Annotated in this window: 7 protein-coding genes and 4 pseudogenes; 2 read left to right on the top strand and 9 right to left on the bottom strand. The window is 71.9% G+C overall.

Annotated features, from left to right (window positions below; translation table 11 throughout):
• Positions 1 to 27: 27 nt before the first annotated feature.
• Positions 28 to 300: a DUF6295 family protein gene (locus I6J71_RS18825; RefSeq protein ID WP_204095893.1), complete on the top strand. Its 273-nt coding sequence runs from the start codon at positions 28 to 30 to the stop codon at positions 298 to 300.
• 262 nt (positions 301 to 562) lie between these two features.
• On the opposite strand, the gene I6J71_RS18820 is transcribed toward I6J71_RS18825, so the two are convergent.
• The 4 genes and pseudogenes from I6J71_RS18820 to I6J71_RS18805 form a co-directional block, all read right to left on the bottom strand.
• Positions 563 to 1972 (bottom strand): aminotransferase class V-fold PLP-dependent enzyme, encoded by a 1410-nt coding sequence (locus I6J71_RS18820; protein ID WP_204095892.1) that lies wholly within the window; start codon positions 1970 to 1972, stop codon positions 563 to 565.
• Positions 1969 to 3288, bottom strand: a complete 1320-nt coding sequence (locus I6J71_RS18815) for an MFS transporter (protein ID WP_204095891.1) — start codon at positions 3286 to 3288, stop codon at positions 1969 to 1971. Before I6J71_RS18815 ends, I6J71_RS18820 begins: the two co-directional genes overlap by 4 nt.
• A 159-nt stretch (positions 3289 to 3447) precedes the next feature.
• On the bottom strand, positions 3448 to 4473 hold the full coding sequence (locus I6J71_RS18810) for an LLM class F420-dependent oxidoreductase (protein WP_204095890.1): 1026 nt from the start codon (positions 4471 to 4473) through the stop codon (positions 3448 to 3450).
• A 20-nt stretch (positions 4474 to 4493) separates the two neighbouring features.
• Positions 4494 to 5419 (bottom strand): annotated as a pseudogene (locus I6J71_RS18805) (oxygenase MpaB family protein).
• Between the two features lie 93 nt (positions 5420 to 5512).
• On the opposite strand from I6J71_RS18805, the gene I6J71_RS18800 reads away from it, so the two are divergent.
• Positions 5513 to 6109: a TetR/AcrR family transcriptional regulator gene (locus I6J71_RS18800; RefSeq protein WP_204095889.1), complete on the top strand. Its 597-nt coding sequence runs from the start codon at positions 5513 to 5515 to the stop codon at positions 6107 to 6109.
• A 394-nt stretch (positions 6110 to 6503) separates the two neighbouring features.
• Here the strand turns inward: I6J71_RS18800 and I6J71_RS18795 are convergent.
• The 5 genes and pseudogenes from I6J71_RS18795 to I6J71_RS18775 form a co-directional block, all read right to left on the bottom strand.
• A pseudogene (locus I6J71_RS18795) lies at positions 6504 to 7530 on the bottom strand (LLM class flavin-dependent oxidoreductase); the annotation flags it as partial.
• A gap of 117 nt (positions 7531 to 7647) precedes the next feature.
• Positions 7648 to 8571 carry an ABC transporter substrate-binding protein gene (locus I6J71_RS18790; RefSeq protein WP_239155018.1) on the bottom strand — a complete coding sequence of 308 codons (924 nt, stop codon included), beginning with the start codon at positions 8569 to 8571 and terminating at the stop codon, positions 7648 to 7650.
• Positions 8572 to 8656: 85 nt separating this feature from the next.
• Positions 8657 to 9377 (bottom strand): annotated as a pseudogene (locus tag I6J71_RS18785) (ABC transporter ATP-binding protein).
• A pseudogene (locus tag I6J71_RS18780) lies at positions 9362 to 10155 on the bottom strand (ABC transporter permease). The pseudogenes I6J71_RS18785 and I6J71_RS18780 overlap by 16 nt, the downstream one beginning before the upstream one ends.
• 275 nt (positions 10156 to 10430) lie before the next feature.
• Positions 10431 to 11141 (bottom strand): MBL fold metallo-hydrolase, encoded by a 711-nt coding sequence (locus tag I6J71_RS18775; protein WP_204095888.1) that lies wholly within the window; start codon positions 11139 to 11141, stop codon positions 10431 to 10433.
• Positions 11142 to 11147: the final 6 nt, after the last annotated feature.

The raw sequence follows: 11147 nt of genomic DNA, 5'->3' as shown, positions 1-11147 counted from the left end.
CGCCCGACCCACCGGAAGGACATTCCCATGTGCACCTACCTCACCGAGAAGTTCGCCGTGGCAGGCAGCGGCAAGAGCGCGACCGGCTGGCACAGCGTCAGCGAGGCCACCGTGTACGTCGACCACCCGACGCACGCGCGCTACGCCCACACCGTGAACATCGACTTCATGAACCCGAAGCTCGGCCCGTCCGCGCGCGTCGCGCTCGAGCTGACCGAGGAAGACGCGCTGGCCCTGGCCGACGCGATCCGCGCGGCCCTGGCCGCCGCGCCCGCCGGGTTGGCTTCCCGCAACCAGTGACCGAGGGAAGACCTAGGGCCACGTACGCAACCGCCGGCTGACAACGCAACAATCCCGGCGCCCAACCCCGCCTGCCACCTCGACCGGCGACGAACCACGCATACGAATCCGCCGCCAAACCACCCACCGAGGATGCACCCGGCCCCTGCCCGGCACCTCGATCCGAAGCCAGAAACACGGCCGCGGTCGGCGGCCGAAGTCACACTCGAGCTTTGGGGTGCATACGCCACGCAACACGCCCCCGCGCATGACCCGGAAAAAGTCAGGGTGTGTACAGCGCGCCCAGGAATTCCAGCAGCAGCCGCTCGCGCAGGGTTACCGGCGCGGTGGCCAGCAGTGCGTTGATCGGCGCCATCCGGTCGGGCAGGCCGCCGTCGCCCATCAGGCCGGCGGCGGTGAGCAGGCCCGCGAACTGCTCCGGCGTCAGGGTTTCCGGGTCGAGCGCGGCCACGAAGGCGGCGACGTCCACGTCGACTGCCACCGGCCCGGCTTCGGTCGCCGCGGCGACTGAGGCCGCCAGATCGGCGAGGAACTCCTTCTCGCTGCCGTGGTTGGCGGCGGTGATCGTGAGGTGCAGGTTCAGCGGCGAGCCGCCGTGCGCGAACTGCGGCTGCACGTACCAGCCGCGCAGCTTCATCTCGTCCGCCACCGTGAACAGGTCGAAGGCGGCGCCGTCGGCGGTGAACGCGACCAGCGTCGAGTCCGGCTCGCCCAGCACCCGCAGCCCGGCGATGTCCTCGACACCCGCCCGGATCCGCGTGACCGCTTCGCGCGTGACCTCGGCCAGCCGCAGGTAGCCGTCCTCACCGAGGTGGTTCACCACGGCCCACGCGGCGGCGAGCGGTCCGCCCGAGCGTGTGCTCTGCAGCGTCGGGTTGAGCATCGTGTAGCCGGGCCAGGCGGCGCTGGCGAAGTAGTGTGTGCGGCGCAGCTGTGCGTTCGCGTGCAGCAGCACCGAGACGCCCTTGGCGCAATAGGCGTACTTGTGCAGGTCCACCGACAGGCTGGTGACGCCGGGAACGCGGAAGTCGAACGGCGGCACGGGTGCGCCCAGCTTCGCGAAGTACGGCAGCACCCACCCGCCGATGCACGCGTCCACGTGCATGCGCACCCCGCGGTCCGCCGCGGCCGCCGCGATCTCGGGGATCGGATCGACCACACCATGCGCGTACGAGGGCGCGCTCCCGACGACGAGCACGGTGGATCCGTCGATCGCCGCGGCCATCGCCTCGGGCACGGCGCGGAACGTCTCCGGGTCGACCGGCACCACGATCTCACGGACGCCGAACAGGTGCGCCGCCTTGTGGAACGCGGCGTGCGCGGTGTCGGGCAGCACGATGCTCGGTGCCCCGATGTCCGGCCGGGCGTCGCGCGCGGCCAGGACCGCCAGCAGGCACGACTCGGTACCGCCCGAGGTCACCGTGCCGACCGTCCCGTCCGGGCCGCCCAGCAACGCCGCCGCGCGGCCGACGAGGTCGTTCTCGAGCTTGAGCAGGCTGGGGAACGCCGTGGGGTCGAGCGCGTTGGCCGGCGACGCGAGCGCGTGCGCGGCCGCCGCGATCTCGTCCACTTCGGACAGGCCGCTGTCGTAGACGTAGGCGAGCGTGCGGCCGCCGTGGGTCGGCAGATCCCCCGCGCGCAGACCGCGCAGCTCGGCCAGCACGTCGGTCACAGCTTCGGCTCCACGGGCCGCGGTTCGAGCGTCTTGCGGCGCAGCAGCGGGATCGCCAGCGCGATGAGCACCGCGGGCAGCACCGAGGAGCCGATCGTGATCGCCGTGATCGCCGAGCTCGGCTGCGCGGAGGTGGCGTCGGTGCTCGACACGTAGTGCCCGGCCTGCAGCACCAGGCCGAACAGGCCCGGCCCGAGCGCGAGGCCCAGGGTCTCCGACGCCGTCCACACCCCGGCCGTGATACCCGCGCGCGTCTCGCCGGTGCGCTCCTCTTCGGCACTGATCAGGTCGGGCAGGATCGCGAGCGGGAACACGGAGATGCCCGCGTAACCGACGCCGGCCAGCGCCACGAACACCATCGTCACCGCGAGCGGGATGTCCTTGGCGAACAGGATGCCGAGCAGCCCGACGGTGAACGAGGTCGTCGCGATGCGGAAGCCGATGAGCTTGCCCCACCGCTCCCCCAGCCGCGGCCACAGCGGCATCGTCAGGAGCGCCGGTCCCACGAACCCGACGAACAGCACGGTGCGGTAGCTCGGGTCGCCGAGCACGTGCTGGGCGAAGTACGGGATCGCCGCGAGCACCGTGCCGATGCCCAGCGCCTGGATGAAGTACGAGCCCATGAGCCAGCAGAACGGGCGCCACTGCGCGATCGTGCGGATCAGCTGCTTGAAGCTCACCGCGTTGGGGCGCAGCAGGCCGACCGGCGCGCCCTTCAGGCCGAAGTAGACACCCATGGTGGCGGCCAGGATGATCACCGCCATCACGACACCCATCACCCGGTAGCCCGCGACGCCTTCGAGGATGTCGGTGATCGCCGGCGCGGCGCCACCGGAGACGAGGATCGCGACGGCGAGCACGCCGATGCGGACGCTGGTGAGCTTCGTGCGCTCCTCGGCCGAGTCCGTCAGCTCGGCCGGCAGCGCGTTGAACGGCACCTGGAAGAACGCGTACGCCGTGGCGCACAGGAAGAACACGATCACCACGTAGATCGCGTCCACGGCGGGCGTGCCGAACCCGGGGTGCGCGAACAGCGCCGCGAAGAGGATCGCGACGCCGACCCCGCCGCGCAGCAGGAACCGCCGCCGGCTGCCGGTCTTCACGAGGTCCGCGTCGGACAGCCGGCCCGCGACGGGGTTGAAGAACACGTCCCACGCCTTCGGCACGAACACGATCACCCCGGCCCACGCCGCGGGCACCGCCATCGTGTCGGTGAGGTACGGCAGGAGCAGCAGGCCGGGCACCGTGCCGAACGCTCCGGTGACGAACGAGCCGAGCGAGTAGTTGAATCTCGTCCGGCGGGGCAGCGGCGCCAATGGTCCTCCTCGAGGCGGTACCGGCGAAGGCGGTGCAAGGGGAAGTGATTAGTGGATCTTCGCGGTTCCCCGGTAGTGGTCGGGGGGAATCGTGCCACCGTCGTGATGCACCGCGCGTACCGGGCCGACCTCGGCCCGTGCGCCACCCGGAACCCCTGCTCAGGACAGGGCCGCAGCCACCTTCGGCAGCGAACCCGCGTCTCCGCGCAGCAGCAGGGTCGTCACCACGGTCTTCTCCCACTCGGCGAGTTCCGAGCGGATCTTCGCGGGCGGTCCGATCAGCGACGTGTCCTCCACGAGCGAGGTTGGGATCGCGGCGACGGCCTCGTCCTTGCGCCCGGCGAGGTAGAGCTCCTGCACCCGGTCGGCCACCTCCTCGTAACCCAGGCGCGCAAACACGTCGTGGTGGAAGTTCACGTTCTTGGCGCCCATGCCGCCGATGTACAACGCGAACGCGGGCTTGATCCAGTTCGCCGCTTCCTCCACGTCGTCGTGCACGATCACCGGCACCGACGCGGGCACCTCGAACCCCGCCGCGGTGCGCCGCGCCCCCGGGCGAGCGAACCCTTCGGCGAGGGCGCCCCGGTAGAACTCGTCGGCCTTCGGGGAGAAGAACAGCGGGAGCCAGCCGTCGCAGATCTCGGCGGCCAGCGCGACGTTCTTCGGCCCCTCGGCCGCGAGGTAGATCGGGAGGTCCTCGCGCAGCGGGTGCACGGTGGGCTTGAGCGGTTTGCCCAGCCCGGCGCCGCCCCGGTACGGCAGCTGGTAGAACTTCCCGTCGATCGTGACGGGCTCCTCGCGGGCGAGGACCTTGCGGATGATCTCGACGTACTCGCGCGTGCGGGCGAGCGGCTTCGGGTACGGCTGGCCGTACCAGCCCTCCACCACTTGCGGCCCGGACGCGCCGAGCCCGAGCACGAACCGGCCGCCGGAGAGGTGGTCCAGCGTCAGGGCGGTCATCGCGGTCGCGGTGGGCGTGCGCGCGGACATCTGCACGATGTTGGTGCCGAGCTTCACGCGGCTCGTCGACGCGCCGGCCCACGCGAGCGGGGTGAACGCGTCGGAGCCGTAGGCCTCCGCGGACCACACCGAGTCGAACCCGAGGCGTTCGGCCTCGAGCACCGCTTCCAGCGCGCCCGGCGTCGGCCCGCTCCCCCAGTACCCGAGGTGGTAGCCCAGCTTCATGCAGCCCTCCGTGAGTCGGCTCAGACGTTCGGCGAGTAGTGCTCCGGCTCGCCGCGCCGCGAAAGCGGCGGCAGGTTCCTCCGTGGAGTCTCGACCACGGGCGCGTCCGCGGCCACCTCGCCCCGCGCGCGCCGCCGGCCGGCGCGGGCCCGCGGGTGGTAGCGGCGCTCGCGCGGCACGAGCGAGAAGACGGCGTTGACCGCGCGGCCGAAGAAGCGGTGGCGACGTTCGTCCTCGGCCGACCAGGTGAACCCCAGCAACTGCCGGATTTCGGGGTCGTAGAGCCCGATGGTGAGCCAGACGAACTGCTTCGCGATCAGCGCCGAGAGCGGCCGCCACAGCAGGTCGGGCAGCCAGCGCAGGAACGGCGGTTTCGCCATGCCGTGCAGGTCGAGGACGTCGCGCGTGGCCTTGTTGTCCTCGAGCACCTCGGCGCACATGTGCTTCCAGTACCGCTGGAAGTCCTCCCAGGACTCGGGCACCGGCCGCATGGTCAGGTCGTACATCCCCACCAGCGCACGTGTTCGTCGAACAGTGTGCGCTTCTCGGCTTCGCCGATGCCGCCCATGAAGTTCTCGGCGATGAGAATCGTGCTGACGAAGAACGTGGCGTGCGCCCAGTAGAAGGTGCCGGGGTCGAGCGCGTGGTAGCGGCGGCCCCGCGAATCGACGCCTTTGATGCGGTCGTGGTAGCCGCGGACCTCCAGCGCGGTCCGGTGCGCGCGCGGTCCGTCGTAGACGACGCCGCCGATCGGGTAGAGCGAGCGGAAGAGCCGCTGCCAGCGTTCCTCGAAGAACCGGGAGTGCTGTTCGACGCCGGCGCCGAGCCCCGGGTGCATGTTCTGCATCGAACCGGCCCACAGGGCGATCAGCAGCCCGCGCCAGTCGCCGAAGTAGCGCCAGGTGAGCGAGTCCGGGCCCAGCGGTTCGGGTTCCTCCCGGGTCATCGGCGCCCCTTCCGTCCCGTGTGTCCACGAACTGACTACGGCCGTTGTCAGGTTAGGATGTGACAACGGGCGTGGTCAACTACGGGAGTGGATATGCCGGGCCGCACGTGGGCGGGCACGACGCTGGACGATCGCAAGGCGGCGCGGCGCGACCAGCTGGTCGCCGCCGGGCTCGACTTGCTCGGCACCGAGGGCACCGCGGCCGTGAGCGTGCGGGCGGTGTGCCGGCACGCGCGCCTGACCGAGCGGTACTTCTACGAGAGCTTCACCGACCGGGAAGACCTCGTCGCCGCGGTCTACGAGCACGTCGGCGAACGAGCGCGGCAGGCGCTGGTCGACGCGATCCGCGAAGCGCCGGACCCGCGCCGGCGCGCCGAACGCGCCGTGCGGGCTTTCGTGGCGCTGATGGTCGACGATCCGCGCCAGGGCCGCGTGCTGCTGCTGGCCCCGCTCACCGACCCGGCGCTGACGCGGCGCGGCCGGCACCTGCTGCCGGCGTTCGCCGCCCTCGTGGGCGAACAGCTCTCGCACGGCGACGAGACCGACCGGCAGCTGGTCGCGATCGGGCTCGTCGGCGCGCTGAGCAACGTGTTCATCGCCTACCTCGACGGGACGCTGCGCGTGAGCCGCGAGCGGCTCGTGGCGCACTGTGTCCGGCTGGTGCTCGGCGCCGACGCCTTCGATCATTGAGCCATTTCCTCCACGGTGATCTTCGCCGGCTGCGCCTCGTCGACGGCCGCCGCGCCAGCGAGCCGCGCGCGGCGTCGAGGGCACGCACGGTGACGCGGACCTGCGGTTCGGTGAAGCGGCGGGCCATGGCGTGGCTACCGCCAGGCCGGGTCGTGTCGACGAGCCGGCCGCACGCGCCCACGCCGCGTGCGGATCACCGACGCGGGCCGCGGCGCATGGGCCGGGTGCGCTGTCGCCGACGCGGGTCGAAGACGCCTGCGACGCCTTCGCACGGACGAGCAGCCGGTCGGCACCTCCAGGCCGAGCTTCGCCGCGCAGGTCGCCCCGATCCGCGAAACCCGAGTCGCCGCAGGGGGAAGCGGGCGCCGCCCGACGGAGCGGCACCCACCTCCGGTCACAGCGACAACGCCGCGTCGAACTGCTCCGCCAGGTCCGCTGCAGCCGGGGTGTCCGGCAGCAGCCCGCGCCGGGCCAGCTCCGGCCGGACCCCTTCGGCGAACCAGTACGCCTCCTCCGAGTGCGGATATCCGGACAGCACGAACTCCGAAATCCCGGCCGCGTGGTACTCCTCGACCAGGTCCGCGATCTCCGCGTGGCTCCCGACCAGCGCCGTGCCGGCGCCGCCGCGGACGAGGCCGGTGCCCGACCACAGGTGCGGATGGATTTCGAGGGTCCGCGCGCCGGCGGTGAGGCGGCCGCCGTGGAGGGCGACCATGCGGCGCTGGCCCTCGGATTCGCTGGCGGCGAGCTGGGCTTGCGCGCGGGCGACCTGCGCCGGGTCCAGGGCGTCCAGCAGGCGTTGCGCCTCGGCCCACGCGGCGGCCGACGTGTCGCGGGCGATGGTGTGCAGGCGGACACCGAAGCGCACGTCCCGGCCGCCCGCCAGCGCGCACCTTCGAGATCTTCTCCGCGACCTGCGGCGGCGGTTCGCCCGACGTCAGGTACACGTCGGCGTGGCGGGCGGCGACCGGCAGCGCGGCCGGGGAGCCGCCAAAGTACAAGAGCGGCACGGGATCCGGGACGGCGAGGGTGGTCACGCCCTCGACCGACAGGTGCTCGCCGGCGAAGTCGAACGGCCGGCCCGACCACACGCCGCGGACGATGGTGAGGAACTCGTCGGTACGGGCGTAGCGGGCGTCGTGGTCGTGCCAGTCGCCGAAGCGGCGCTGTTCGGCCGCGTCGCCGCCGGTGACGATGTTGAGCAGGACCCGCCCGGCCGACAAGCGCTGGAACGTGCCGGCCATCTGCGCCGCGAGCGTCGGTGAAATGACGCCCGGCCGGAACGCCACGAGGAACTTCAGCCGGCGCGTCTCGCGGATCAGCGCGACGGTGGTCAGCCAGGCGTCCTCGCACCACGTGCCCGTCGGCGTCGGCACGCCTTCGTACCCGAGCTGCTCGGCCGCCCTCGCGACCTGCGCGAGGTAGTCGACGTCCGCGGGCCGCTGCGCCGCGCGGCCCGGGGATTTGTTCTGCGTGGAAGCGTTCCACGATCGTGCTGCCGTCGCCGCCGGTCGGCAGGAACCAGTGCAGTTTCACGCTCATCGGCTGCTCCTCGCGGCTTCGACGTCGGGCCCGTAGCGGCGGTCGGCGAACGCCGCGAAGTCGACCTTCCCGCGCAGGGTTCCGTCTTCGGTTGAACGCGTCGGCCGGCTGCTGCTCCGATGCGATGACCGAGTCGTCCGGGGAATCGGCTCGTCACGGCAGGCGGACACGGCCTTCTGGGCGACCGCGGGCTCCAGCCCGGTTTCGGCGGCCCACGCCTTCGCCCACGCATCGCCGTGCGTGTCGGCCCAGAGCTGGGCCTTCACCACGCGCTCCACGAAGTCCCGGATCGCGCAGTTGCGGCCCGGGTCGGCCAGCGCCGCGGTGCTCGCGGTTTCGAACGCGAGCCCGTTGGAGCTGCCGCGCCCGTCGGACAGCACGCGGGCGTGCGCGTCGAGCGGCGCCTGCGCGGTGTAGGGGTCCCATATCGCCCACGCGTCCACCTCGTGCTGCGTGAAGGCGGCGTAGGCCTCCGAGGGCTGCAGGAACGACAGCTTCACGTCCTTTGTGGACAGCCCTGCGCGCTTCAGGGTGTTGAGCAGCCGACCGTGCGCGGAGCTGCCGTTCGCCACCGCGATCGTCTTGCCCCGCAACGCCTGCACGTTCGGCAGCGCCGAGTCCGGCGGGACGAGGATCGCCTCGCGCTCCACGTTGCTGCGCGCCACGCTGACCACGGAGGTCTTCGCCTTCGCCGCGGCCGCGAAGATCGGCGGCGTGTTGCCGACCCGGCCGACGTCGATCGCCCCAGCCGACGCCGCCTCCAGCAGTGGCGCGCCGGAGGGGAACGTCGAACACTCGATCCGGTAAGGCACGTCGGACAGCAGGTTCGCGGCCGTGAGCAGCGACTTCACGCCGCCCTTCTGGTCGCCGACGCGCAACGTGACCTTCGCGAGATCGGCCGGTGAGACCGGCGCGGGCACGGCTGCCGGGCCCTCTGCCGCGCCGGACGACGAGCAGGCGGTGAGCCCACCGAGGACGAGAACCGCGGCCAGCGCGGCGGGCAGATTACGCAGGTGCGCCTTCGGTCACTCCCAGATCGGCCAGGACGCGCGAGCGCACGTCGGCGTGGTCGGTGGCCGTCCGCGGCCGCGGGTGGCCGAGGACGTGTTCGGAGACGATGCGGCCCTCGTCGAGGACCAGGACGCGGTCGGCGAGCAGCAGGGGCCTCGTCGACGTCGTGGGTCACGAGCAGCACGGCGGGTTCGTGCGTGCGCCACAGCCGTTCCACGAGTCGGTGCATCGCGAGGCGGGTGAGCGCGTCGAGCGGCTCGTCGAGCAGCAACAGGTCCGGCTCGCGAACCAGGGCTCGCCCGAGCGAAACCCGTTGCGCCTCACCGCCGGACAGCGTCAGCGGCCAGTAGTCCTCGTGCCCGGCGAGGCGCACTTCGTCCAGCGCCTGCTCGGCGACGCGCCGGTCGCGCGAGCGGTTCGCGCCGTCGCGGCGCAGGCCGAGGACGACGTTGCGCCAGACCTTGCGCCACGGCAGCAGCCGCGGCTGCTGGAACGCGACCGACACCGTGCCCTCGACGTCCGCGGTGCCCTCGAGGTCGTGGTCCAGTCCCGCGAGCACGCGCAGCAGCGTCGATTTGCCGGAAGCGCTGCGGCCCAGCAGTGCGACGAACTCGCCCCGGCTGATCTCCAGCTCGAGTCCGTCGAGGACGGTGCGCTCACCGAAGCGCTTGGTCAGGCCGCGCACCGCGACCACGCGCGTCACCGAGCCAGCCATCGCAGGGCCCTCCGTTCCAGCAGCCGCACGAGCGTGTCGGTGACCAGACCGAGGATCGCGTAGACGATCAGGCCCACCACCACGACGTCGGTGCGCAGGAACTCCCGCACGTTGGTGATCAGGTACACCCGAGCCCGGCGTCGGCGTTCACGGTTTCGCCGACGATCAGCGCGAGCCACGCGAGGCCGAGCGACTGCCGCAGCCCGACCAGAGCCTGCGGCAGCGCACCTGGCAGGATCACGTGCCAGAGCCGTTCGCCGCGGGTGAACCCGGGCGCCCGCGCGGCTTCCCCGAGCCGCGCGTCGGCCGTGTGGATTCCCGAGTGGACGTTGAGGTAGAGGGGGAACGCGACCCCGAGGGCCACGAGCACGATCTTCGTCTCCTCGCCGATCCCGAACCACAAGATGAACAACGGGATCAGGCCGAGGAACGGCGGCGTCCGCAGCATCTGCACCGGCGGGTCGACCAGTGCCTCACCCCAGCGCAAGAGTCCCGCGAGCACTCAGAGAAGCACGCCGGCGAGCGCGCCGAACACGAATCCGGCGCCCACCCGGCCGAGCGAGACGGCGAAGGCGTCGCCGAGTTCTCCGGTGCGCACGAGATCGACCGCGCTGGTCAGGACTGTCCACGGTGAACTGAGCCTCTCGGGTGGCAGCACACCGGTGGCACTCGCGAGCTGCCAGGCGGCCACGAGCGCGACCGGGCTGATCCAGCGGCGCAGCGACGGCCGCCGCCGGTTCGGTCGCGGTCCAGCAGCGGTCCGGGCGCGCGTCAGCACCCGTGAAAAATCGACACGGATTTCTCCCGGGTACGGGTTTGCGGTACGGGAAGGGAAAACGCTCAGCGCGCGCGGCAGACCGCGCTCGCCTGGCGCCGGAGGCCGACGTGCAGGCGGCTGACGGGCAGAGCGCCGAGGTTCACACCCCGAGCTGCACGGCCGCGCACTGCAGCGTCAACGAGACCCGCCCCCGCTCTCACGCACTGGAACCGGCGCTGGGCTTGTGCCACCTCGGCGCGGTGAAAACCCCGGGAACATCCGAGGAGTGGGACGCGTCAGCCCCCGAACATCCGCTGCCACTCGTCGAGCGAGCGGGGCCGGAACACGAAGTTGGTGTCCTTCACGTGCGACAGGGCGGCCGACGGCTCGGCCGAGTACTGGTGCCCCGGGTAGACGACGGGGTCACCGGGCAGGGTCGCGAGCCACTGCAGGCTGCGGTAGATCGCGTCGGAGTCGCCGCCGGGGAAGTCGGTGCGCCCGCACCCTTCCAGGAACAGCGTGTCGCCCGAGACCAGCCGGTCGCCGACGAGGAAGCACTGGCTGCCCGGCGTGTGGCCGGGTGTGTGCAGCAGGCGGATGTCGATCGCGCCGACGCTCACGACATCGTCGTGGTCGTGGGCGCGCAGGTCGGTCGCCGACACGCCGGTGACGCGGCGGACCCACTCCGTCTCTTCGGTGTTGACGTGGATCGGCACCTGGTCGATCGCGAGCAAGTCGGCGATCCCCGCGAGCGAGAAGCCCATCATCTCGCCGCCGACGTGGTCGGGGTGGTGGTGCGTGGCGAGCACACCGGTGAGCCGCATGCCGTCCCCGGCGAGCACGTCCAGCAGATCCCGCACCGCGTACGCCGGATCGACAACCACCGCCTCGCCCGACTCGCGGTCGCCGATGAGGTAGGCGAAGTTGACCATCTGCGTCGCGACCGGATCCCCGACCGCGAAGTCCCGGCCGGCGAGCAGTTGGCGGAAGTACAGCTGGTCTGCCATGACGGC

The sequence above is a fragment of the Amycolatopsis sp. FDAARGOS 1241 genome, from assembly GCF_016889705.1.
Lineage (GTDB): Bacteria > Actinomycetota > Actinomycetes > Mycobacteriales > Pseudonocardiaceae > Amycolatopsis.
This window is presented reverse-complemented; position numbering and strand designations above follow the sequence as displayed.

What these genes read in the sequence shown, in the direction of transcription:
- I6J71_RS18775 (WP_204095888.1), bottom strand. Translation starts at nt 11,141, where the DNA reads ATGGCAGACCAGCTGTACTTCCGCCAACTGCTCGCCGGCCGGGACTTC.
- I6J71_RS18825 (WP_204095893.1), top strand. Translation starts at nt 28, where the DNA reads ATGTGCACCTACCTCACCGAGAAGTTCGCCGTGGCAGGCAGCGGCAAG.
- I6J71_RS18800 (WP_204095889.1), top strand. Translation starts at nt 5,513, where the DNA reads ATGCCGGGCCGCACGTGGGCGGGCACGACGCTGGACGATCGCAAGGCG.
- I6J71_RS18810 (WP_204095890.1), bottom strand. Translation starts at nt 4,473, where the DNA reads ATGAAGCTGGGCTACCACCTCGGGTACTGGGGGAGCGGGCCGACGCCG.